This window comes from Pararhodobacter zhoushanensis (assembly GCF_025949695.1).
Lineage (GTDB): Bacteria > Pseudomonadota > Alphaproteobacteria > Rhodobacterales > Rhodobacteraceae > Pararhodobacter > Pararhodobacter zhoushanensis_A.
Genome location: NZ_JAPDFL010000001.1, coordinates 1,813,295 through 1,835,028, shown reverse-complemented (window position 1 = coordinate 1,835,028; position 21,734 = coordinate 1,813,295). Strand labels below are relative to the sequence as shown.

Genomic DNA, 21,734 nt, shown 5'->3' with positions numbered 1-21,734 from the left:
CTGGCGCTCCCTCAAAGCCGTTAACCATCCGGCAACCTGTTTCTGCGCTGATAGGCGCCATGCCGTCCTATCGCCGCCCCCGATTGCCCGGAGCCACCATTTTCTTCACCGTCAGGCTGGAGGAGCGCGGCTGCACGCTGCTGGCCGACGAAGTCGCCCGCCTTCGCCATGCGGTCGCGACAACGCAGCGCGAACGCCCCTTCACCATCGACGCTTTCGTCGTGCTGCCCGACCATCTGCACTGCGTCTGGACCCTGCCCGAGCGCGACAGCGATTACTCCACCCGCTGGGGCGCGATCAAATCGCGATTCTCGCGGCTGTTGCGCGATGGCTGTAGGGTGGGGTTCAACCCCACCGAGGCGGTCCGCTGCGGGCAAGAGGTGGGGTGGAACCCCACCATACGGCGCTCACGCTCGAAGATCGCCAAGGGGGACGCCGGGATCTGGCAACGCCGGTTCTGGGAGCACCACATCCGGGATGAGGGGGACTACCACGCGCAACTGGCGTATTGCTGGCACAATCCGGTCAAGCACGGGCTGGTTGAGCAGCCCGAGGAATGGCCGTTCTCATCAATCCATCGGGACCGGGCCCGAGGTCACGCGTAGGGTGGGGTTTCACCCCACCCCTGCTCACGCACGCGCAATGGTGGGGTGAAACCCCACCCTACGGCCGTCAATCATCCATCTTCAACGCCGCAATAAACGCCGTCTGCGGGATCTCGACCTTGCCGAACTGCCGCATCTTCTTCTTGCCGGCCTTCTGCTTCTCCAGCAGCTTCTTCTTCCGCGTCACGTCACCGCCATAGCATTTCGCCGTCACGTCCTTGCGCATCGCCGACAGCGTTTCACGCGCGATCACCCGGCCACCGATGGCCGCCTGAATCGGGATCTTGAACATGTGCCGGGGGATCAGATCCTTGAGCTTTTCCACCATCGCACGGCCCCGCATCTCGGCGCGGTCGCGGTGGACCATCATCGACAGCGCATCGACCGGTTCGTCATTCACCAGAATCGACATCTTGACCAGATGATCCTCGCGGTACTCGGTCAGCGTGTAGTCGAAGCTGGCATAGCCCTTGGTGATCGATTTCAGCCGGTCATAGAAGTCAAACACCACCTCGTTCAGCGGCAGGTCGTATTCGACCATGGCGCGCGCGCCCGCATAGGTCAGGTTCAGCTGGATGCCCCGGCGGTCCTGACACAGCTTGAGCACATCGCCCAGATATTCGTCGGGCACCATGATCGTCGCCTTGATGCGCGGCTCTTCGATGTGATCGACATAGGTCAGATCGGGCATGTCGGCGGGGTTGTGCAGATCCTGCTGCGTGCCGTCGCGCATGAAGATGTGGTAAACGACGCTCGGCGCGGTGGTGATCAGGTCGAGGTCATATTCACGCTCCAACCGGTCGCGGATCACCTCAAGGTGCAACAGCCCCAGGAACCCGCAGCGGAAGCCGAAACCCAGCGCGGCCGAGGTTTCCATTTCCGAGCTGAAGCTGGCGTCATTGAGCTGCAGTTTCTCGATGGCCTGACGCAGATCGTCGAAATCATTGGCATCGACCGGGAAGAGGCCGCAGAACACCACGGGTTGCGCGGGTTTGAAGCCCGGCAGCGGCGTCTCGCAGCCCTTCTTCTCGGTGGTGATCGTGTCGCCGACGCGGGTGTCGCGCACCTGTTTGATCGAGCCGGTCCAGATGCCGATCTCGCCCGGTCCCAGTTCGGCAATATCGACCATCTGCGGCTTGAGCACGGCCAGCTTGTCGACGCCGTAAACCGCGCCCGTTTGCATCATCTTGATGCGGTCGCCCTTGCGGATCACCCCGTCCATGACGCGGATCATGACGACGACGCCGAGATAGCTGTCGTACCAGCTGTCGACCAGCATCGCCTTCAAAGGCGCGTTGCGGTCGCCCTTGGGGGCGGGCAGACGGGTGACGATGGCTTCCAGCACGTCGGGAATGCCGAGGCCAGACTTGGCCGAGATCAGCACGGCATCCTTGGCATCCAGCCCGATCACATCCTCGATCTGTTCGCGGACCCGCTCGGGCTCGGCCGCCGGCAGGTCGACCTTGTTGAGCACCGGGACAATTTCGTGCCCGGCGTCCAGCGCGTGATACACGTTGGCCAGCGTCTGTGCCTCGACACCCTGGCTGGCGTCGACGACCAGCAGCGACCCCTCGACAGCGCGCATCGAGCGGCTGACCTCATAGGCAAAGTCGACATGGCCGGGGGTGTCGATCAGGTTCAGGATATAGGTCTTGCCATCCTTGGCCGGATATTCGATCCGCACCGAGTTGGCCTTGATGGTGATCCCGCGCTCGCGCTCGATATCCATCGTATCGAGCATCTGCGCCTTCATGTCCCGCTCGGCGACTGTCCCAGTGAGCTGGATCAGCCGGTCGGCAAGCGTGGATTTACCGTGGTCGATGTGCGCCACGATGGAAAAATTGCGGATTCTGTCAAGGTCGGTCATGGCCGCATATGAGCAGGTTTGCTTGGCCCGTCAATGCCTGCCTCACCTTGCGCGGCAATACGCACGGGGGGATTTTCAAGGGGGAGCGTGCTCCCCCCTTGAAGCAGGGGGCCCGGGGGCGGCAGCCCCCCGCAGTAACAGCAGGGGTCGGGGCGGCAGCCCCCCTGGCACCAGCCGGCTCAAAGCCCCTGCGCCATCGTCCCGTGGTAAAGCTTGGCATAGGCGGTCTGCTCCCCCGCCCCCGCATCCTGATAGATCGCCTGCTCCAGCCACGCCGGATTGACCTCGATCCCCCAGCCGGGCGCGTCGCTCACCCGCAGGTGTCCGGCCTCGACAGCAAAGGGATCGCCCAGAAACAGATCGCGCTGCCACGGGTAGTAGTCATCGCCCTCGATCGAGAATTCGAGATACTTGCCGGCGTTCGGAATCGCCCGCAGCAAATGCATCGTCGCCATGGTCACCAGCCCCAGATTCGCCGCGTGCGGCGTCACCGGCACCCCCGCCGTGGCGGCCAGCCCGCAGACGTGCAGCGTCTTGGTCAGTCCGCCCAGATACATCACGTCGGGCTGGATCACGTCGACGGTCTTTTGCGCGATCATCCGGGCAAAGCCGGACACCTCGACATCCTGCTCGCCGCCCGCCACGTCAATCTCCAGCGCGGCGGTCACCCGCGCGGTGGCGGTGTGATCCCACCAGGGCACCGGCTCTTCATAATGCCCGACGCCGTGGTCCTGCAGCATCCGGCCCACCGCGATGGCCCGCGCGACGGAAAAGCCCGAGTTCGCATCGACCAGCGTCTCAAGCCCCTTGAGCGCGCCGGTCACCGCCGGGATGACCGCTTCCGTCCGGCCCGGCCATTGGTCCACGTCCTGCCCGCACTCTGCCCCGATGCGGAACTTTGCTGCCGTGAACCCCTGCTCGGCGCAGAGGCGCGTCAGGCGCTCTGCCTCGTCCTGCGGCGTCAGATCCCGGCGCATCGAGCTGGCATAGGCGCGCACCAATCCCGCGCTGCCGCCGATCAGCACCGCCACCGGCAGGCCCGCGCGCTTGCCCGCCATGTCCCACAACGCCGTGTCCAGCCCGGCCAGTGCCCGGTTGCGGTAGCTGCCGGGGAATTTATGCTCGGCCCGCTCGATCCGGGCCAGCAGGGCGGGGATTTCGGTGCAGTCCTGCCCCAGCGCCCAAGGCGCGATCTGGCGGTGAAAGACGGCGGCGGTGATGTCGGCGTTATAGGTCGCGGTCTGACCCCAGCCGATGGTGCCATCCTCGGCCGTGGCTTTGACGAAGCAGACGAATTCGTTGTGAAAAGTCTCAAGCCGGGTCAGGCGCATGGGATCTACCTAAGGTCCAGGGGATTGAGGCGCAGGCTATCGCCCCAGCCCTGCGCCGTCCACCGGCTCAGATCCCTTGTCCGCCGGTTTGTGCCAGCCAATGCGCCAGCCGCTGCTTGAGAAGCCGGTCACGCGACAGTGCCGGGGTCTCGGGATCCAGCGCTTCGAGCACCTCGAACGTATACCCCTGCCCCGCTGCCGCCTGCAGCGCGGCGTTGGGGTGGCTGCCCTGCGACAGCGTGAAGCGCAGCCGGTTCTCGATCTTGTCGAGCGTCGGACTGGCGCCGACCCAGACCCGCCCATCCGCGCGCAGGGCATAGATGCCCAGCTGCGGCTTGCGCTCGCGGTAGTCGGTCTGGGCGGCTTTGCGCTGTTGGCGGTCCATGGCAGGTCTCCTTTGCCGCGCTCATAGCAGAGCCGCGGCCCCTGTCAATATTACCCGGGTAATATTGACAGGGGCGCCGCGTTGGTGTTTGTGCGCCCCATGACCGATGTCACTGCCTTTCGCGGCCCCGACCGTATCGCCCATGGCCCGCTTACGCAGGTCGCCCCCGTTGCTTTGGCGCAGGGCGCGCTGGAGGGTGCCGTGCTGGTGCTCGACGATGCGACGGGCCGGATCGTGGATCTGGACCCGCGCGACTGGGACGGCACACCGCTCACCCCGCGCCGGGGACGGCCCAAGCTGGGCGTGATCCCGCGCGAGGTCACGCTGTTGCAGACGGATTGGGACTGGCTGGCGACGCAGCGTGGCGGGGCCTCGGCCACGCTGCGGCGGCTGGTGGCGGCGGCGCGCACGGCCGAAGGTGGCGCGGCCCAGCGCCGCGATGCCCTTTACCGGGCGATGCAGGTGCTGGGCGGCGACCGGCCGGGGTTCGAAGAGGCGACGCGGGCGCTTTATGCCGGGGACGCGGCGGGCGTGGCGGCGCAGATTGCCGCATGGCCTGCAGACCTGCGCACCTATCTGCTGGAGCGGATCAGCGCCGCCGGGCTGGGTTAGAACCGCCGCAGCCCGCTTTCGGTGACGATCCCGTCGAGCGGCTGGTCATAGGCATCAATCGGCACCTCATCCGCCTCCTGCGCGTCAAAGGCAAAGCCCAGCGCAGTGACCGGCCCGGCGGCGCGCAGTCTGGCCAAGGTGCGGTCATAGAACCCGCCGCCATAGCCCAGCCGGTAGCCACGTTTGTCGAAGGCAAGCATGGGGACGATCAGCACGCGCGGCGTCACCGCTATGCCCTCGGCGGGCACTTTCGCGCCGAAGGGTCCATCCACCAGAATGGCGTCGGGCGTCCACAGATGAAAATCCAGCGGCTGACCCGCGCCGGGAATGACCGGCACGCAGACGGGACCGGGCAGTGTGGCCATGACCGGAACCGGGTCGATCTCGGTGCGGATCGGCAGATAGCCCGAGACCGTCACCGCGCCGAACTCGGCCAGTGCCGCGCGCAGATGTGCCTGCGCGGCGGCGTCCAGCCCGGTGCGATATACCGCCTTGCGCGCCGCAAAGGCGCGTTTGCGCGCCGCGTCCTTGCTCAGATCGACGCTGTTCACACCAGCACCAGCGTCGCCAGCCCAAGGAACGAGAAGAAGCCGACCACATCCGTCATCGTGGTGACAAACGTGCCCGATGCCAGCGCCGGGTCCAGCTTGAGGCGGCTCAGCACCAGCGGCACCAAGACCCCGGCCAGCGCCGCGACCACCAGATTGATCACCATCGCCGCCGCGATCACGACACCCAGCCAGATGTCGCGACCATAGAGCGCCCAGGCGATGCCACCCATGATCACGGCAAAGGCCAGCCCGTTGAAAAGGCCCACAAAGATCTCACGCCGCACGACCCGCCCGGCGTTCGAAGGCGTCAGATCCCGCGTTGCCAGCGCCCGCACGGCCACGGTCAGCGATTGCGTGCCCGCATTGCCGCCCATCGAGGCCACGATCGGCATCAGCGCGGCCAGCGCCACGATCAGGGCGATCGTGCCCTCGAACATGCCGATCACCCCGGCGGCGATATTGGCCGACACGAGGTTCACCGCCAGCCACGGAAAGCGCTGGCGCAGCGTGTCCCAGACACCGTCCGACAGGCTGGATTCGTCGCCGACGCCGGCCATGCGCAGCATGTCCTCTTCGTGCTCTTCATCGAGCACGATCATCGCATCGTCGATGGTGATCGCGCCGACCAGCCGGCCCGAGCCGTCGACCACCGGCGTGCTGATCAGGTGGTACTTGTTGAACATCAACGCCACCTCGCTTTGCTCTTCGGTGGCGATGATGGCGCGGAAACTGTCTTCGGTGATCGCGGCCATCAGCACGTCGCGTTTGGCCGCCAGCACCCGACCCAGCGTCGCATAGCCGGTCGGGCGGTGGCGTTCGTCGACCAGAATGACGTGATAGAACTGGTCCGGCAACCATTCGGCCGAGCGCAGATGGTCGATGGTCTGCCCCACCGTCCAGTCTTGCGGCACGGCGACGGTTTCGGACTGCATGAGACGCCCCGCCGAGCCCTCGGGCCAGGCCAGCGAGCTTTCGACGGCGGCCCGGTCGTCGCTTTCCAGCGCGCCCAGAATGAAGGCCTGATCGTGGTCCTCCATGTCCTCGATGATGTCGACGACGTCATCGGTGTCCAGCTCGCGCACCGCCTCGGCCAGCGCCTGCCGGGGCAGCGCATCCATGACCTCTTCGCGCACGCCCTCTTCGAGCTCCGACAGCACGTCGCCGTCGATCCCCTCGGGATACAGCGTCACCAGCGCCTGACGCTGGCCGGCGCTGATCTGTTCCAGCATGTCGGAAATATCGGCCGGGTGCATCGGTTCGAGCGCGGCGGCAATCGCCTCGGCATCGCCCGCTTCAACGGCCTCGAGCACGGTATCGAACCGCTCCGAGCTCAGGCTCTCCTCCTCGGGCCGCTGATCCTGGGGCAGCGGGAGGCCGGGCTCGGGGGTCTGGCGTGCGTTTTTGTCGTCGCGGTCAAACTCGGTCATCGCGCCCTCCCGGATTTTCTCTGTGAGCGCCCGGTGCCGAATCGCCCCGCGCCTCTGGTTGTTATGCGCAAACAGTCTTGCGATAAAGACTTGTCCGATCTGTGAAAGCACCCCATGCCCGACCTGCTCCTTGGCCAGACCCTGACCTTTACCGATGACCCGTTTCTGAGCGGCCCCGATGCCGCGCAGCATGAGCGCAACGGCGCTGTGCTGATCGACGGCGGCCGCATTCAGGCGGTCGGCCCGGCGGATGTGTTGCGCGCGCAGCATCCACAGGCGACGATCCACAACTATGGCTCCGCGCTGATTTCACCCGGGTTTATCGACGCCCACGCCCATTATCCGCAGACCGGCATCATCGCCAGCTGGGGCAAGCGGCTGATTGACTGGCTCGACACCTATACCTTCCCCGAAGAATCGCGCTTTGGCGACCCCGCCCATGCAGCGCGGGCCGCCGAGACCTGCCTCGACCTGATGCTGGCGCAGGGCACGACGACCGTGTGCAGCTTTTGCACCATCCATCCCGAAAGCGTCGACGCACTGTTTTCCGCCGCGCAGGCACGCGGCATGCGGGTGCTGGGCGGCAAGACCTGTATGGACCGCAACGCGCCCGACACGCTGCGCGACACGGCGCAGGCGGCCTATGACCAGTCCAAAGCCCTGCTGAACCGCTGGCACGGGGTCGACCGGCTGTCCTATGTGATCACCCCCCGCTTCGCGCCCACCTCGACGCCCGATCAGCTGGCGGCGCTGGGGGCGCTCTGGGCCGAGCACCCATCGGTGCTGATGCAGACGCATCTGAGCGAACAGCACGAGGAAATCGCCTGGGTCGGCGATCTTTTCCCGCAGGCGCGCGACTATCTCGACGTGTATGAAAGCTTCGGACTTCTGGGCCGGAAGGCTCTCTTTGGCCATGCCATTCACCTGACAGCGCGCGAACGCGCCCGCCTGCGTGAGGTCGGCGCGGCGCTGGTGCATTGCCCGACCTCGAACGCCTTCATCGGCTCGGGCCTGTTCGACATGGCAGGTCTCAAGGCTGAGGGACAGCGCGTCGCGCTTGCCACCGATATCGGCGGCGGCTCCAGCTTTTCGATGCTGCGCACGATGGCGGCGGCCTATGAGATCGGCCAGCTTGGCGGCACCGCCCTGCACCCGGCGCAGCTGTGGTGGCTGGCAACGGCGGGCTCGGCTCAGGCGCTGGGACTGGGTGACACCATCGGTACGCTGAGGCCGGGGATCGAGGCAGATCTGGCAATCATCAACCTCGCCTCGACCCCTGCCATCGCCCAACGCGCCGCCCGCGCTGACAACTTTTGGGAGGCGCTGTTTCCCACCCTCATGATGGGCGACGACCGGGCGATCACCGCCACCTGGGTGGCCGGCAAACCGACCCGCCCCTCTTTGCTCTGAAAATATCCCGGGGGGCGGGCCGGAACGGCCCGGGTCGGGGGGCAGCGCCCCCGCGCGCGCCGAGCGGGGGCTCAATGCCCCCGAGGCGCGCCGCTACCCGTTGAGCAGCGCCAAGGCCTCGGCATGCACGGCGGCATTCGCAGCCGCGATGATCTGCCCGCCCTGATGTGCCGGGCCGCCCTGCCAGTTGGTCACCACGCCGCCCGCCGCCTGAACCACGGCAATCGGCGCCATCACGTCATAGGGGTGCAGACCCGCCTCGATCACCAGATCGATCTGCCCCGAGGCGATCAGCGCATAGGCGTAGCAATCGGTGCCATAGCGCGTCAGCCGCGCCTTGGCTGAAACGCGGCGAAAGGCAGCGCCCTCATCCTCGGTCCCGACCTCGGGGAAGGTGGTGAACACGATGGCCTCGCTCAGCGGGCGCGGGGCGCGGGCGCGCAGGGTGCGGCGGCCCATCGGCCCCTCGACGATGGCTTCGCCCTGCCCGCCCCAGAAGCGCTCGCCGATATAGGGTTGGTCGATGATGCCCAGCAGCGGGCCCTCGTCATCGGCCAGCCCGATCAGCACGCCCCAGGTGGGCGTGCCCGACAGAAAGCCGCGCGTGCCGTCGATCGGGTCCAGCACCCAGGTCAGCCCCGAGGTGCCCGGCGTCGCCGCCTGTTCCTCGCCCAGCACGGCATCTTGCGGGCGCAGTTCGGCCAGCACCGCGCGCATCGCCTCTTCGCTGGCGCGGTCGGCGGCAGTCACCGGGTCGAACCCGGCGGCGTCCTTGTTGTCCGCCTCCAGCCCGGTCGCGCGGAAATGCGCCAGAACGGCGGGGCGTGCCGCATCGGCAAGCGCATGCGCTGTGCGCCACAGTTCGGCGCGGGCGGGGGGAAAGCGGGGTGCGCATATCGGCGTCTCCTGGACCGGGGGCAGGCCTGCCCTGTTTAGGAGCGCCACAAGCGCCGGGCAAGGCCTGCCCGGCGCTTATGATCAACGATCAGGCCGCTTCGGACAGAACGCGCGCCAGATCGAACAGGCGTTTGCGCTGCGCCTCGGGGATCGCGTAATAGGCGCGGATCAGTTCCATCGCCTCTTTGTTGGCCAGCAGATCCGCTTCGACCGCCGGCGCATCCGCGCCGTCACCCGACAGGCCTTCGAAGAAGAAGCCAATCGGCACGGCCAGCGTGCGGGCGATATCCCAAAGACGCGAGGCACTGACACGGTTCATGCCGGTCTCGTACTTCTGAATCTGTTGGAACTTGATGCCGACGGAATCGGCCAATTGCTGTTGGGTCATTCCCACCATCCAGCGACGATGGCGAATGCGTTTGCCGACATGCACGTCCACAGGGTGCTTCACGTCTTCACTCCTCTTGTCATTCCGGGAGTCTGGCGGAAGATCCCGCCGTTCACCCAAGTCATCACCAGAGCCAGAAGCAATATTCGTGCCAACGTTCGACATAGGATCCATTTTTCTTCATTCACCACCGTTTAATTCCGAAAACAGGGGTTCCTGAACGCCGCGTGAGGGGCGTCGCGAGCGTTTCGCGTTCCGGATGTGCCGCACGCCCCCCAAGCGCGCATCGATTGCTGTCACGACAAGCCTGCGTTGCAACGCATGCTCCCATTGCGATGTAAGCACCCTCAGCGCTTTCCATCAAGACGTGTTTTGCAATCTGCAATGCAAAACGCATCAACCAAAACGTGTATTCCCGTTTTGCAAAACGCAAATTCGCGCTTTGGCCGTTAGGTTCCGCTTGTTCTGGCGCAGGCCTGCCCCCACTCTGCCCGCTCAAATCGTCCTGAAATTCGCCGGAGTTCCCGATGCGCGCCTATGTCCTGGCCTCGACTGACACCCCCTGCCCTGACCGATCTGCCGATTCCCCAACCCGCCGCAGGCGAGATCCGGCTGCGGATCCGCGCCTGTGGTCTGAATTTCGCCGATCTGCTGATGGCCAAGGGCACGTATCAAGAGACCCCGCCGACCCCTTTCGTCATGGGGATGGAGGTTGCGGGCACCGTTGATGCGCTGGGCGAGGGTGTGACCGGGTTCAGCATCGGCCAACGCGTCGCGGGTTTCGCGGGCAAGGGCGGGCTGGCAGAATACGGCTGCTTCCCGGTTGAGCGCTGCCTCCCCCTGCCGGACGCGATGCCCTTCGATCAGGCGGCAGGCTTCATGGTGGCCTATGGCACCTCGCATGTCGCGCTGGTGCACCGCGCCCGGCTGATGGCGGGCGAGACGCTTCTGGTGCTGGGCGCGGCCGGTGGCGTCGGGCTGACGGCGGTGGAAATCGGCGCCAAGCTGGGCGCAAAGGTCGTGGCGGTGGCGCGCGGTCCTGAAAAGCTCAAGGTCGCCGAGGCCGCCGGCGCAACGGTGTTGATCGACAGCGAGAGCACGGATCTGAAGGCCGCGTTCAAGGCGTTGGGCGGCGTCGATGTGGTTTATGACGCGGTGGGCGAGCCGGCGGCATCGGCAGCGCTGCGCGCCTTGCGGCCGCAAGGGCGCTATGTGGTGATCGGTTTTGCCGGGGGCGGCGTCCCCCAGTTCCCGGCCAACATCCTGCTGGTCAAGAATATCGACGTGATCGGTCTCTATTGGGGCGGCTATTCGGTCTTTGCGCCGAACGTCATCACCCGATCCCTGACCGATCTGATCGCGATGTATGCCAAGGGCGATCTGCACCCGCATGTCAGCCATGCCCTGCCGCTGGAGCGCACCGCCGAGGCGATGGAGCTGATGCGCACCCGCACCTCGACCGGCAAGGTCGTGGTGACGATGGACGACTAAGGGTTATTCCGCCGCCAGCCCCATCGAAGCCCGCCCGTCACTGTCCCACGCCTTGCGCAGCAGGTCGGCAAGGGCGGTGACACCGGGCTTGGGGCTGCCGGGGCGGACATACAGGTTGACCAGATGGCTGCTCAGCTCGGGCAGCGCACCGCCATGGGCGATCTCGCTCGGCATGGGGCGGCTCGGTTCCGGCAAGCAGCGCGTGCACGGCCATGTCGCAACTGACGGCGGCATCCAGCGTGCGGTCGCTCTCTGATCTCGACCGCCGCTTCCCATGGCACCCCCGCGCGGTCGAGCGCCGCGACAATGCCGGGCCGGAACACACAGTAGCGCCCCAGCGCCAGCCGCAGCGGGCGCTGGCGCCACGCCTGCCCGCCCGGCGCGCCGATCCAGATCAGCGGCAGGCGGGTCAGGGTTTCGCCGCCCGGCTCGCAATGGCTTTCGGTGGTCAGGATCAGGTCGCAATCGCCCTTGCTGAAAGCTTCCTTCGCCTTGCGCGTGTTGCGGGCCTGCAGTTGTGCCTGCATGCGCGGGTACATCGTCTGGAAATGCCGCAGAACCTGCGGAATATGCGGATAAACAATGTCATGCGGGACGATGATGACGATCTCGCCCTCGAAATCCGTATCGGTCAGCCGCTCGACCGCCTCATCGTTCAGCGCTAGAATGCGCCGCGCATAGGCCAGCAGCTGATCCCCGGTCGCGGTCAGCGCCACGCCCCGGCCCGTGCGGTCCAGAAGCGTAACATCAAGCGACTCTTCCAGCCGCTTGATCTGCATCGACACCGCCGATTGCGTCAGGTTGAGCACATGCGCCGCCCGGGTGACGCCGCCGAAATCGGCGATGGCGGCAAGGGCACGCAGGGCGGACAGATCGAGGTTTCGGCGCATATCACAATCCCTGATGACATCCATAAGAAACATTCGTTTACATCATACGCCGAAACTCCGTAACAGATCAACATCGGTGATGCGAAAGCACCCACTCATAACGAGCCCATTAACCAGCGCCCCAACCGGCCCGATCCCCTACCGAGGAGAGCGATCATGACCACGTCCACGCCCACCGTCTGCAGCACCACGCCTCTCGTCCGGGGAAAAGGTCTGCGTCCCTACCTGCGCGCCCTGCTCAACGCCCCGGCGCTGGCCCGCCAGCGGCGCATGCTGGCCCAGCTTGATCAGTCCCGCCTGACCGACATCGGTCTGACGCCGGAACAGGCCCGGATCGAGGCCGAACGCCCGTTTTGGGACGGCCCGACTTACTGGCGCTGAATCCGGCGCTGATCTGGCACCTATGTGACCACGAACATCTTGAACTGACGGGCCAGAATACCGATATTGGACGCAATCGCAGGGCACTTTGCAGGCCCTGCGGCTCAACTTGTTCCATCGGAGGGTTTCATGGCCAACTACCAGACGGCAAACACGTCGACCACCGGCGCACTGGGCGCACGGATCGACGCGGGCCTGCGCGCCCATATGAACAAAGTCTACGGCACGATGTCCGTGGGCATGCTGATCACGGCGCTGGGCGCATGGGCCATCGCGGGTCTGGCCGTCACGGGTGACATGAACGCCGCGGCCACGAACGCCGAGGGCATGGTCATGGCCGTGCGTGACGGTGAATTCCTCACCTCGTTCGGGGCGCTGATCTACACCACGCCGCTGCGCTGGGTCGTGATGTTTGCGCCGCTCATCTTCCTGTTCTTCGGCTTCGGCGCTTTGATGACCCGCGCATCGGCAGCGGCGGTTCAGGTCGGCTTCTTCGCTTTCGCCGCGATGATCGGCGTCTCGCTCAGCTCGATCTTTCTGGTCTACACCGATTTCTCCATCGTCCAGACCTTCCTGGTAACCGCGATCGCCTTCGCCGGTCTCAGCCTTTATGGCTATACCACCAAGCGCGATCTGTCGGGCATGGGCACCTTCCTGGTGATGGGCGTGATCGGCCTGCTGTTTGCGATGTTCATCAATATCTTCCTGCAATCGCCGGCCATGACGTTCGCTATCTCGGGGATCGGTGTGCTGCTGTTCGCAGGCCTGACCGCTTATGACACCCAGTCGATCAAATCGACCTATGTCGCCCACGCGGCGCAAGGGGATCAGGAGTGGATGGACAAAGCCGCGATCTCGGGCGCGCTGAGCCTGTATCTGGACTTCCTGAACATGTTCCAGTTCCTGCTCTACTTCATGGGCAACCGCGAATAATCGGGCACTCAGCCTGAAACCCGAGGGCCGGTCGCAAGACCGGCCCTTTTTTGCTATGCCAGAACGCCCTCGAGCCGCAGCAAGTAGTCCTTGACCGGCAGCCCGCCGCCGAAGCCGGTCAGCGACCCGTTGGACCCGATTACCCGGTGACAGGGCAGGATGATCGGCACCGGGTTGTTGCCATTCGCCGCACCCACCGCCCGGCTCGCCTTGGGCCGCCCCAGCAACGCAGCGATCTGACCGTAGGTGCGCGTCTCACCAAGGGGGATGGTTGCAAGGGAGTGCCAGACAGAGGTCTGAAAGGCGGTGCCGGACAGGTGCAGGGGCAGGTCAAAGCGATGCAGCTCACCGGCGAAATAGGCGGCGAGCTGTTCTTTCACCGCGCGAAAGGGTGCGTCAGCGCGTCGCCAGTCCGGGCGCGGACCGAAGGATTTGTGCCCTGACGGGAAGCTGAGGAAATGCAGCGCCTCAGCGGTGCCCGCGACGAGCAGGTCGCCGACCGGGCTGGCAATATGGGTATAGCTGAGGGCGCTCATCCCTTGGGCCTGCGGATTGACGAGGGCGGGCGGCCATAGAGCTTGAGGAACACCGCATTGAACCGCCGGACGCTGCCGAACCCCGCCCTGAAGGCGATCTCGGTGATCGGCAGCGTGGTGTCGCTCAGCAGCCGCTTGGCCCGCCCGATGCGCAGCGTCTGCGCGGTTTGCAGCGGTGAGGCGCCGATGTGGTCGGCAAACAGGCGCGACAGATGCCGGGTGCCGATGCCCAGCCGGTCGGCCAGCGCCTCGACGCTGCCGGTGTCCAGCGCGCCTGCCTCGATCAGCGTCAGGGCGCGCTCGACGGTGGTTTGGGTGCCCTTCCACGCGGCGCAGAACGGTGCAGTCTCAGGGCGGCAGCGCAGGCAGGGGCGATAGCCGGCTTGCTCGGCGGCAGCGGCGCTGGGGTAGTAGCGGACGTTCTTGCTGAGCGGATGCTTCACCGGGCAGACCGGGCGGCAGTAAATGCCGGTGGTGCGCACGGCAGTAAAGAACACGCCATCATACGCGGGATCGCGGCGAAGGCGGGCTTGGTTGCAGGTGTCGAAATCGAGCATGGCCTGAGACTAGGACCGAATGCCGCGCAAGGCGAGATCGCGCGGATGATGAGGTCCGAAAAGGACCAGTCGCCGGGCGCGGATTGCGGTAAGTGTCGCGCGGATCATCAGAACGCGGGACGCATCATGCGCATGACACTTCAGGACTGGGCGCTGCTCTTTGCGCTGTCGCTTTTGTGGGGCGGCAGCTTTTTCTTTGCCGCCATCGCCGTGCAGGCCCTGCCCCCGCTCACCATCGTCGCGCTGCGCACCGGCATCGCCGCGCTGGCGCTGAGCGCGGTCCTGCGGCTGCGGGGCGAGCGCTGGCCGTTCACGCGGGGCGCAATCATGGCCTTCCTCATCATGGGGCTGCTGAACAACCTGCTGCCGTTCAGCCTGCTGTTCTGGGCACAGACGATGATCCCCAGCGGCCTTGCCTCGATCCTCAACGCGACGACGCCGATCTTTTCGATCACCGTCGCGCATTTCCTGCTGGCGGATGAGCGTATGGCCCCGAACAAGGCGGTCGGCATCCTGTTCGGGTTCCTCGGCGTGGTGGTGCTGCTGGGCGGCGATCTGCTGGGCGGGGCGAGCATCGCCTTGCTGGGCATGCTCGCCTGTCTGGGCGCGGCGCTGTCGTATGGGTTCGCCGGGGTCTATGGCCGCCGGTTCAAGGCGATGCGGCTGTCGGCGACGCAGGTGGCCTTTGGCCAGCTGGTCGCGACCACGCTGATGGCACTGCCGTTGGTGGGCCTGATCGACCGGCCCTGGACGCTGCCCGCGCCCGGCCTGCCGGTGATGGCGGCGGTGCTGGCGCTGGCGATCCTGTCCACGGCGCTGGCCTATGTGATCTTCTTCCGCATCCTCGCCTCGGCCGGGGCGGTGAATGCCGCGCTGGTGACGCTGCTGGTCCCGGTCAGCGCGATTCTGCTGGGCACGCTGGTTCTGGGTGAAGCACTGGCGGGACGGCACTATCTGGGCATGGCGCTGATCGCCACCGGGCTGCTGGCGATAGACGGGCGTCTGGGTGATCGCCTGCGTGGCACCGCCCCCAAGCCGAAGTGACACGCCCGCCGTAAACGGAAAAAGCCACCCCAAAGGGTGGCTCTGATCCGGTGGACCGGGGTCGGCAGATCTTACTTGATCTTGCCTTCCTTGTATTCCACGTGCTGACGCAATACCGGGTCAAATTTCCGGATGGTCATCTTTTCGGTCATCGTCCGGGCGTTTTTCTTGGTCACGTAGAAGTGGCCAGTCCCCGCCGTCGAATTCAGACGGATCTTGATCGTCGTCGGCTTCGCCATGGGTTATCTCCTGCGCACGGCGGCCAGAAGGGCAGCCTGTATATTCCTATGAAGCCCGCCTTTTACGCATACCACGGGCAGAGTCAACGCCCCTTTCGGGCTTCTTCCGCTCAATAGGCATTTTTCGTGGTAACAAGGCTCCAGGGCGTCAAAAGCGCGATCTTGAAGTCCAGCCGCAGCGACCAGTGTTCGATGTAATAGAGGTCATGCTCGATGCGCGCGCGGATCTTTTCAGGCGAATTCATCTCGCCGCGCCAGCCGTTGATCTGCGCCCAGCCGGTCACGCCCGGCTTGACCTTGTGGCGCGCCGAATAGGCCTCGGTGATCTGGTCATAGACGATATCGCCGGTGCGTGCGGTCAATGCATGCGGGCGCGGGCCGACCAGTGACAGATCGCCTTTGATCACGTTGATGAACTGCGGCAGTTCGTCGATCGAGGTCCGGCGGATGAACCGCCCCACCCGCGTCACCCGCGCATCGCCCCGGCGCACGGCCTTGACGGCGGTCGGATCGCATTGATCGACATACATCGAGCGGAACTTGAGCACCTCGATCGGCTTGTTGTTGTAGCCGTGCCGCTTTTGCCGGAACAGCGCGGGTCCGGGCGATTCCAGCCGCACCGCCAGCGCCACCAGCAGCAAGAGCGGCGCGAAGGCGACCAGCAGGATCGAGGCGAAAACCACGTCGAACACCCGTTTGCGGAAGGCGGCAAAGCCATCAATCGGGCGCTTGTAGATCTCGATCAGCCCGAAGGGACCGATATTTGAGCGCCGTTTGCGGCTGAACTCGGGGATCTCGGTGCCTTCGGTCACGCGAATATCCACCGGCAAGACGAAGAGCCGCGCCAGCAGCTCGCGGATCCGCTCTTGCGAGGCCCCCCGGATCGCGATGATCACCGTGTCGATCTTGGCAAGCCGGGCAAATTCCACCAGATCGTCGATATCGCCGGCCTTGTGGTAGCCCGCGACCATCGCCGGAGAACGCGGCCCGCCGCGCTCGTCGAAAAAGCCGCACATCCGCCGGCCCTTGCCATGCTCGCTGACGATCTCGCGCAAGAGCGGCTCCAGATCTTCGCCACCGCCGACCAGCACGATGCGATGCTCAAGCCGCCCGGTCTGCACCAGCAAGCCGATCCGCAGCGACAGGGCGACGCGCGCGGCCAGCATCGCGGCCGCCGCGATCAGCACCCACAGGCCGACCCAACCAAAGGCCGCGCGGTCGGCCAGATCGACAGCCAGCAAAAGCAGGCACACCGCGCCCATGCCGATGATCAGCGACACGCCGCCGACCACGATACTGCGCCACAGGCTGCGCATCAGGCGAAAGCCATAACCACCCGACAGCCGAGCGGCCAGCACGACGCACAGCGCCCCCATCCAGATCGCCCCGGCGCGGTCGACACCGCCAAGGATCACCTCGCCAACCAGACTGTGACTGATCATCCCGGCAACGGCCACACTCAACAGATCCAGGGCAAATTGCGCATAGCCCAGCACCGCCGGGCGAATCGACGGTCGGCTCAACCGCTGCGCCGCCGCCATCGCCTGCCCCCCCAGCAGCCGGGACCGCGCGCCGCCAGTCCAGGGACGGCGGCGGTGGTTCTCGGAAAACAGGCGTTTGCGCACAATACTCTCAGGCATAAAAGGCCCACCACCTCCGTCGCGAAACCACACGCCGGGTCACCCGGCGCGTTCCGCAAAAATCAGCACGACGGACCCGCGCAATCCGGCGGGCCCTTCTTCGAGCCAGACGCTAGCGACGCGATGAGGCGCAAATATGGCGGTTGGAGAGTGCGCGGATGGCCTGTAAGCCGGATTTTGTACCGGGGTTGCCCCCGGCGACGACCATTCCTCTGCCCCGTCCGTTACCGGAGGGGTCAAGCTGCCAACCCGGGCCTCTGGGCTGAGACGTCCCTGCGGCGATATCGGCCCCGATCCGAAGACCGGGTCGATCATGCCCGCGCGAGGCCCCTATTCGGCATTGCTCCCGGTGGGGCTTGCCTTGCCGGTCCGGTTGCCCGTCCCGCGGTGGGCTCTTACCCCACCGTTTCACCCTTACCCACGTCTGCCGCGCCAAAAGCGAACCTCTGGTTCGGCGGGCGGGGGCGGTCTGTTCTCTGTGGCGCTTTCCCTCGGGTTGCCCCGGCCGGGCGTTACCCGGCACCGTTGTCTCATGGAGTCCGGACTTTCCTCGGATCGCAAGACCCGCGGCCGTCCAGCCATCCGCACCTGCTTCTCCTACGCGCGCGCCCGGCAACCGTCAACGCCTGTCGACGCGCGGGGCAAGGGGGCCTTCAGCCCCCTCTTCGCTTGCAGCGAATTCACCCCCCGAGGATATTTGAAGAGCAAAGAAAGCGCGGTTAACCAATTGTTAACGCCTCTCTTTGCTCTGTTAAATATCCTCCAGGAGGGTCCGGGAGGATGGAAAATCCTCCCGGGCGGGTCTGGGCGGCAGCCCAGAGCGGCGCGAGGCCCCTCGATGGGGCCGAGCGCCGCCGCTCCCTCACAGCATTCCTGGCAGCACCTGATCGGGCGGGCGGTGGCCGTCGGCGAAGGTCTTGATGTTCAGGATCACCTTCTCGCCCATCTCGACCCGGCCCTCCAGCGTGGCCGAGCCCATATGCGGCAACAACACCACATTGGGCAGCTCGCGCAGGCGCGGGTTCACCTCGTGGCCGCGCTCGAACACATCAAGCCCTGCCCCGGCGATCTCGCCGGCGCGCAACATGCGGGTCAGGGCGTTTTCGTCCACAACTTCGCCGCGCGAGGTGTTCACGATCACCGAAGTCGGTTTCATCAGCTTCAGCCGCCGCGCGTTCATCAGATGGAAGGTCGAGGGCGTATGCGGGCAGTTGATCGAGATGACATCCATCCGCGCGACCATCTGGTCGAGGCTCTCCCAATAGGTCGCCTCAAGCGGCGCTTCGACTTCGGGGCGCAGCCGTTTGCGGTTGTGATAGTGGATCTGCATCCCGAAGGCCTGCGCGCGCCGCGCCACCGCCTGGCCGATGCGCCCCATGCCCAGAATGCCCAGCCGCTTGCCACCGATCCGGCTGCCCAGATTGGCCATCGGCGACCAGCCGGGCCAGTCGCCGGCCTGCATCAGCGCCAGTCCTTCGGGAATGCGCCGGGTCACCGACAGCATCAGCGCCATGGTCATATCGGCGGTATCCTCGGTCACGACGCCGGGCGTATTCGACACCAGAACCCCGCGCTGGCGGGCCGATTGCACGTCGATATGGTCGATGCCCGCGCCATAATTCGCGATCAGTTTCAGCTTCTCGCCCGCGCGGGCCAGCATGCTGGCGTCGATATGGTCGGTCAGCGTCGGCACCAGCACATCGGCGCGCTCCATCGCCGCGATCAGCTCGTCGCGGGTCATCGGCGTCTCGTCGTCGCGCAGCTCGGCGTCGAACAATTCCTTGAGCCGGGTCTCTACGGGATCGGGCAGGCGTCGCGTCACGACAACACACAAGCGTTTGAGGGGCATGGAAACCTCCTTGGGTCTTTCAAATCAGGCCACTTGCTGGCAAAGTGGCGTAGAGCGAACCGAGGCACAAGCTCTCCGCGCAACCCGGGACGAAATAAAATTACCCGGGAGCGGAAGGCACAGACAGACCCGCCGCAAGCGGGCCGGGCAGGACAGGATGCGAGCAGCACTCCGTATTATCGCCGTGGCGGCAGGTGCTGCGCTTTGCGGCAGTGCTTTGGCCCAGGACGCCCCGACCGCCGCGCCGGCGCAGGTTGTCGGCACGGAAACCGGCTTGCCGCTGCCGCGCTATGTCTCGCTCAAGACGTCCCGCGCGCGGGCGCGGCGAGGCCCGTCTGAAACGCACCGTGTCGACTGGGTCTATACCCGCCGTGACCTGCCGCTGCGCGTCACCGGCGAGTTCGAGCATTGGCGGCGGGTCGAGGATTCCGAAGGCGAAGGGGGCTGGATCAACTATGCGCTGCTGTCCGGCGTGCGGACGGTTCTGGTCCAGCAGGACATGACGCCGATGCGTGCACGCCCGGCGCCGAACGCGCCGGAACTGGCCTATCTGGAAGCCGGGGTTGTCGCCCGGATCATGGAATGCGACCCGTCATGGTGCCGCGTGTCGATCGACGGAACGCGCGGCTGGGTCGATCGCTCGGTGCTTTGGGGCGTGGACCCCGGCGAGGTTCTGAACTGATCACGTAACGGCGCAGTGGACGCCCCTGCCCCCGTCCCGCTACGGTGACGCCATGCAGAATGACGTGACCGAAAAGCTGACGCGCGCCGGGTTGAACCTGATCCAGCAGGCCCTGTCGATCTTTGACAGCGACCTGCGTCTGGCGGTGTGCAACCAGCGCTATCAGGAGATGTTCGGCCTGCCCGATGCGCTGGTCCGGCCGGGTGCCAGTTTCCACGACACCATCCATTATCTGGTCCACGCGGGCGAATACGGTCCGCAAGACGACGCAGACGAGGCCGTCCGCCAACGCGTCGAGATCGCCCGCGACTTTCGCCCGCATTACATGGAGCGCCAACGCGCCAGCGGGCGATGGGTCGCGGTCGAGGGTGCGCCGCTGGCACAGGGCGGCTGGGTGACGGTTTACACCGATATCACCGAAATCAAGCTGCAAGAGGAACTCCTGCGCGCGCGGTCCGAGGAACTCTCGGGCCAGTTGGTCGCCCATGCCGAGCGGCTGGGACTGGCGAACCGGCAGCTTGCCTCGACCAACATGATGCTGGAGGAGACCCAGCGCGAATTGACTGAAATGGAAGCGCGCACCCGGCTGGTCACCGAAATGATGCCCGCCCATATCGCGCATGTGGACCGCAGTCTGGTCTACACCTACTCGAACCGGCGGCTATCATCGGTGATGCCGGGCACGCCCTCCAGCGTGGTCGGGCTGCACGCGTCGGTCGCGCTGGGGCCGGTAACCTTTGGCCGCATCCTACCCTATCTGCTCACCGCGCTGGACGGTGAAAGCGCGGTCTGCGAGATCACCCATGAAGACAGCGGACGCCGGGTGCGGGTGGCGCTGACCCCGGACCCGGGACGCGACACCGCAGGACGCGAGGCGGGCGGCGGGGTCTATATCCTGTCGACCGACATCACCGGCGAGACCCAAGCGCGCGCGGCGCTGACCCAGACCCGCAAGCGCGAGCTGGCGGCGCAGCTCACCTCGGGCCTGGCGCATGATTTCGCCAATCTGCTGACCATCATTCTGGGATTGCAGGGCAAGCTGGACCGTCTGCCCGACCTGCCGCCCCAAGGTGCCGATCTGGTGCGCGCCACGCTGGCCGCCGCCCGGCGTGGCGGGACGCTGCTGCGCCGGATCGGCGAGATTTCCGGCGCGCGCACCCTGCGGGCCGAGCCGACCGATCTGGAGCCGCTGCTCGATGATTTGCAGATGATGGCCTCGCCCTCGCTGCCCGAGCAGACCCGGCTGCTGATCGATCTGGAGCCGGGTCTGGGCCGCCTGATGCTGGACGCGGGCGCAGTGCAGGATGCACTGCTGAACCTGATCCTGAACGCCCGCGATTCGATTGCGACGCGGGCCGAGCGCGGGGTGATCCGGCTGAGCGCGCGTCTGGTGCAGGACACCTGGCTGGAGCTGGAGGTCGAGGATGACGGCCCGGGCTTCTCCGACGAAGCGCTCAAACGCGGGCTCGATCCGTTCTTTACCACCAAGGGCGGCGAAGGCTCGGGGCTGGGGCTGGCGATGGTGTTCGATCTGGCGACGCTCTCGGGCGGATCGGTGCGGTTGAGCAACCGGAAAAGCGGCGGCGCGCGGGTGGTGTTGCGCCTGCCCCTGCGTCCGGCAACCGAAGCCTGCGCGCCCGAAACGCGGCTGGTGCTGCTGGTCGAGGACAGCCCCGAGATCCGCACCCATGTGCGCGAGATGCTGATGGGGCTGGGGCATCAGGTGATCGAGGCCGAAACCGCCGCCGATGCCGAGGCGCTGGCGCTGCTGCCCGAGGTGGGGCTGGTGCTGTCGGACATCCAGCTCAAGGGGGGGCAACCGGGCTTGACCTGCAAACGGCGCTGCGCGCCACACGACCGGGGCTGGCCGTGGGGCTGATGACATCCCTGCCGCCCGGGCATCCGCTGCATGTGCAGGCGGCCTCGGTTGGGGTCTTGCCCAAACCCTTCGATCCGGGCGATCTGGAAAGCTTCCTGCGCCGCGTTACCGATCCCGCCGTCAGCGGCCCCTGACCGACC

The 21,734-nt window shown here is 66.0% G+C and carries 19 protein-coding genes, 1 other RNA gene and 3 pseudogenes; 9 read left to right on the top strand and 14 right to left on the bottom strand.

The genetic code is table 11. From position 1 onward, the window contains the following. Positions 1-59: 59 nt before the first annotated feature. Entirely contained in the window at positions 60-605 is a 546-nt protein-coding gene (locus OKW52_RS09160) for an REP-associated tyrosine transposase (RefSeq protein ID WP_264505423.1), read from the top strand. A 67-nt stretch (positions 606-672) separates the two neighbouring features. On the opposite strand, the gene lepA is transcribed toward OKW52_RS09160, so the two are convergent. From lepA to OKW52_RS09145, 3 genes are all read right to left on the bottom strand, one after another. Then, positions 673-2,472 carry a translation elongation factor 4 gene (lepA, locus tag OKW52_RS09155; protein ID WP_264505422.1) on the bottom strand — a complete coding sequence of 600 codons (1,800 nt, stop codon included), beginning with the start codon at positions 2,470-2,472 and terminating at the stop codon, positions 673-675. Between the two features lie 179 nt (positions 2,473-2,651). Beyond that, positions 2,652-3,803: a mandelate racemase/muconate lactonizing enzyme family protein gene (locus OKW52_RS09150; RefSeq protein WP_264505421.1), complete on the bottom strand. Its 1,152-nt coding sequence runs from the start codon at positions 3,801-3,803 to the stop codon at positions 2,652-2,654. 67 nt (positions 3,804-3,870) lie between these two features. Then, positions 3,871-4,188: a GIY-YIG nuclease family protein gene (locus OKW52_RS09145; protein ID WP_264505420.1), complete on the bottom strand. Its 318-nt coding sequence runs from the start codon at positions 4,186-4,188 to the stop codon at positions 3,871-3,873. A 99-nt stretch (positions 4,189-4,287) separates the two neighbouring features. On the opposite strand from OKW52_RS09145, the gene OKW52_RS09140 reads away from it, so the two are divergent. Continuing rightward, positions 4,288-4,800 carry a DUF2239 family protein gene (locus tag OKW52_RS09140; RefSeq protein WP_264505419.1) on the top strand — a complete coding sequence of 171 codons (513 nt, stop codon included), beginning with the start codon at positions 4,288-4,290 and terminating at the stop codon, positions 4,798-4,800. On the opposite strand, the gene OKW52_RS09135 is transcribed toward OKW52_RS09140, so the two are convergent. Beyond that, the gene (locus OKW52_RS09135) at positions 4,797-5,351 is read right to left on the bottom strand and encodes a 5-formyltetrahydrofolate cyclo-ligase (protein ID WP_264505418.1); all 555 of its coding nucleotides are present in this window, start codon (positions 5,349-5,351) and stop codon (positions 4,797-4,799) included. The genes OKW52_RS09140 and OKW52_RS09135 overlap by 4 nt on opposite strands. Continuing rightward, positions 5,348-6,778: a magnesium transporter gene (gene mgtE, locus OKW52_RS09130; protein WP_264505417.1), complete on the bottom strand. Its 1,431-nt coding sequence runs from the start codon at positions 6,776-6,778 to the stop codon at positions 5,348-5,350. The genes OKW52_RS09135 and mgtE overlap by 4 nt, the downstream gene beginning before the upstream one ends. A 114-nt stretch (positions 6,779-6,892) precedes the next feature. On the opposite strand from mgtE, the gene guaD reads away from it, so the two are divergent. Then, entirely contained in the window at positions 6,893-8,188 is a 1,296-nt protein-coding gene (gene guaD, locus OKW52_RS09125) for a guanine deaminase (protein ID WP_264505416.1), read from the top strand. A gap of 93 nt (positions 8,189-8,281) precedes the next feature. On the opposite strand, the gene hisN is transcribed toward guaD, so the two are convergent. Then, complete coding sequence (gene hisN, locus OKW52_RS09120; RefSeq protein ID WP_264507682.1) at positions 8,282-9,085, bottom strand: histidinol-phosphatase; 804 nt, start codon at positions 9,083-9,085, stop codon at positions 8,282-8,284. Positions 9,086-9,173: 88 nt separating this feature from the next. Then, positions 9,174-9,536 (bottom strand): helix-turn-helix domain-containing protein, encoded by a 363-nt coding sequence (locus OKW52_RS09115; RefSeq protein ID WP_127104568.1) that lies wholly within the window; start codon positions 9,534-9,536, stop codon positions 9,174-9,176. Between the two features lie 464 nt (positions 9,537-10,000). Between OKW52_RS09115 and OKW52_RS09110 the strand changes: the two are divergent. Further along, positions 10,001-10,964, top strand: a pseudogene (locus tag OKW52_RS09110) (NADPH:quinone oxidoreductase family protein). A gap of 3 nt (positions 10,965-10,967) precedes the next feature. Here the strand turns inward: OKW52_RS09110 and OKW52_RS09105 are convergent. After that, positions 10,968-11,854 (bottom strand): annotated as a pseudogene (locus tag OKW52_RS09105) (LysR family transcriptional regulator). Positions 11,855-12,010: 156 nt separating this feature from the next. Between OKW52_RS09105 and OKW52_RS09100 the strand changes: the two are divergent. After that, positions 12,011-12,235 (top strand): DUF1127 domain-containing protein, encoded by a 225-nt coding sequence (locus OKW52_RS09100; protein WP_264505414.1) that lies wholly within the window; start codon positions 12,011-12,013, stop codon positions 12,233-12,235. A gap of 129 nt (positions 12,236-12,364) precedes the next feature. Beyond that, positions 12,365-13,168, top strand: a complete 804-nt coding sequence (locus OKW52_RS09095) for a Bax inhibitor-1/YccA family protein (RefSeq protein WP_264505413.1) — start codon at positions 12,365-12,367, stop codon at positions 13,166-13,168. 53 nt (positions 13,169-13,221) lie between these two features. Here the strand turns inward: OKW52_RS09095 and OKW52_RS09090 are convergent, their stop codons facing one another. Together OKW52_RS09090 and OKW52_RS09085 are read right to left on the bottom strand one after the other, a co-directional pair. Then, positions 13,222-13,704 (bottom strand): methylated-DNA--[protein]-cysteine S-methyltransferase, encoded by a 483-nt coding sequence (locus OKW52_RS09090; protein ID WP_264505412.1) that lies wholly within the window; start codon positions 13,702-13,704, stop codon positions 13,222-13,224. After that, positions 13,701-14,261: a bifunctional transcriptional activator/DNA repair enzyme AdaA gene (locus OKW52_RS09085; protein ID WP_264505411.1), complete on the bottom strand. Its 561-nt coding sequence runs from the start codon at positions 14,259-14,261 to the stop codon at positions 13,701-13,703. Before OKW52_RS09085 ends, OKW52_RS09090 begins: the two co-directional genes overlap by 4 nt. A 126-nt stretch (positions 14,262-14,387) precedes the next feature. Between OKW52_RS09085 and OKW52_RS09080 the strand changes: the two genes are divergently transcribed. Continuing rightward, positions 14,388-15,305, top strand: a complete 918-nt coding sequence (locus OKW52_RS09080; protein WP_264505410.1) for a DMT family transporter — start codon at positions 14,388-14,390, stop codon at positions 15,303-15,305. Positions 15,306-15,376: 71 nt separating this feature from the next. Here OKW52_RS09080 and rpmG read toward each other — a convergent pair whose 3' ends face one another. From rpmG to OKW52_RS09060, 4 genes are all read right to left on the bottom strand, one after another. Next, positions 15,377-15,544 (bottom strand): 50S ribosomal protein L33, encoded by a 168-nt coding sequence (gene rpmG / locus OKW52_RS09075; protein WP_127104575.1) that lies wholly within the window; start codon positions 15,542-15,544, stop codon positions 15,377-15,379. A gap of 110 nt (positions 15,545-15,654) precedes the next feature. Next, the gene (locus OKW52_RS09070) at positions 15,655-17,184 is read right to left on the bottom strand and encodes an undecaprenyl-phosphate glucose phosphotransferase (RefSeq protein WP_264505409.1); all 1,530 of its coding nucleotides are present in this window, start codon (positions 17,182-17,184) and stop codon (positions 15,655-15,657) included. A gap of 150 nt (positions 17,185-17,334) precedes the next feature. Continuing rightward, positions 17,335-17,770: RNase P RNA component class A (gene rnpB, locus OKW52_RS09065), an RNA gene on the bottom strand. 276 nt (positions 17,771-18,046) lie between these two features. Then, positions 18,047-19,033, bottom strand: a complete 987-nt coding sequence (locus OKW52_RS09060; protein ID WP_264505408.1) for a 2-hydroxyacid dehydrogenase — start codon at positions 19,031-19,033, stop codon at positions 18,047-18,049. Positions 19,034-19,190: 157 nt separating this feature from the next. On the opposite strand from OKW52_RS09060, the gene OKW52_RS09055 reads away from it, so the two are divergent. Both OKW52_RS09055 and OKW52_RS09050 read left to right on the top strand, forming a co-directional pair. Then, positions 19,191-19,715 carry an SH3 domain-containing protein gene (locus OKW52_RS09055; RefSeq protein WP_264505407.1) on the top strand — a complete coding sequence of 175 codons (525 nt, stop codon included), beginning with the start codon at positions 19,191-19,193 and terminating at the stop codon, positions 19,713-19,715. A 52-nt stretch (positions 19,716-19,767) separates the two neighbouring features. After that, positions 19,768-21,728, top strand: a pseudogene (locus OKW52_RS09050) (PAS-domain containing protein). The last annotated feature ends 6 nt before the right edge of the window (positions 21,729-21,734 follow it).

Excerpts from the sequence above, each read along its gene's own strand:
- OKW52_RS09160 (WP_264505423.1), top strand. The coding sequence starts at position 60 with ATGCCGTCCTATCGCCGCCCCCGATTGCCCGGAGCCACCATTTTCTTC.
- lepA (WP_264505422.1), bottom strand. The coding sequence starts at position 2,472 with ATGACCGACCTTGACAGAATCCGCAATTTTTCCATCGTGGCGCACATC.
- OKW52_RS09150 (WP_264505421.1), bottom strand. The coding sequence starts at position 3,803 with ATGCGCCTGACCCGGCTTGAGACTTTTCACAACGAATTCGTCTGCTTC.
- OKW52_RS09145 (WP_264505420.1), bottom strand. The coding sequence starts at position 4,188 with ATGGACCGCCAACAGCGCAAAGCCGCCCAGACCGACTACCGCGAGCGC.
- OKW52_RS09140 (WP_264505419.1), top strand. The coding sequence starts at position 4,288 with ATGACCGATGTCACTGCCTTTCGCGGCCCCGACCGTATCGCCCATGGC.
- mgtE (WP_264505417.1), bottom strand. The coding sequence starts at position 6,778 with ATGACCGAGTTTGACCGCGACGACAAAAACGCACGCCAGACCCCCGAG.
- guaD (WP_264505416.1), top strand. The coding sequence starts at position 6,893 with ATGCCCGACCTGCTCCTTGGCCAGACCCTGACCTTTACCGATGACCCG.
- OKW52_RS09100 (WP_264505414.1), top strand. The coding sequence starts at position 12,011 with ATGACCACGTCCACGCCCACCGTCTGCAGCACCACGCCTCTCGTCCGG.
- OKW52_RS09095 (WP_264505413.1), top strand. The coding sequence starts at position 12,365 with ATGGCCAACTACCAGACGGCAAACACGTCGACCACCGGCGCACTGGGC.
- OKW52_RS09090 (WP_264505412.1), bottom strand. The coding sequence starts at position 13,704 with ATGAGCGCCCTCAGCTATACCCATATTGCCAGCCCGGTCGGCGACCTG.
- OKW52_RS09085 (WP_264505411.1), bottom strand. The coding sequence starts at position 14,261 with ATGCTCGATTTCGACACCTGCAACCAAGCCCGCCTTCGCCGCGATCCC.
- OKW52_RS09080 (WP_264505410.1), top strand. The coding sequence starts at position 14,388 with ATGCGCATGACACTTCAGGACTGGGCGCTGCTCTTTGCGCTGTCGCTT.
- rpmG (WP_127104575.1), bottom strand. The coding sequence starts at position 15,544 with ATGGCGAAGCCGACGACGATCAAGATCCGTCTGAATTCGACGGCGGGG.
- OKW52_RS09070 (WP_264505409.1), bottom strand. The coding sequence starts at position 17,184 with ATGCCTGAGAGTATTGTGCGCAAACGCCTGTTTTCCGAGAACCACCGC.
- OKW52_RS09060 (WP_264505408.1), bottom strand. The coding sequence starts at position 19,033 with ATGCCCCTCAAACGCTTGTGTGTTGTCGTGACGCGACGCCTGCCCGAT.
- OKW52_RS09055 (WP_264505407.1), top strand. The coding sequence starts at position 19,191 with ATGCGAGCAGCACTCCGTATTATCGCCGTGGCGGCAGGTGCTGCGCTT.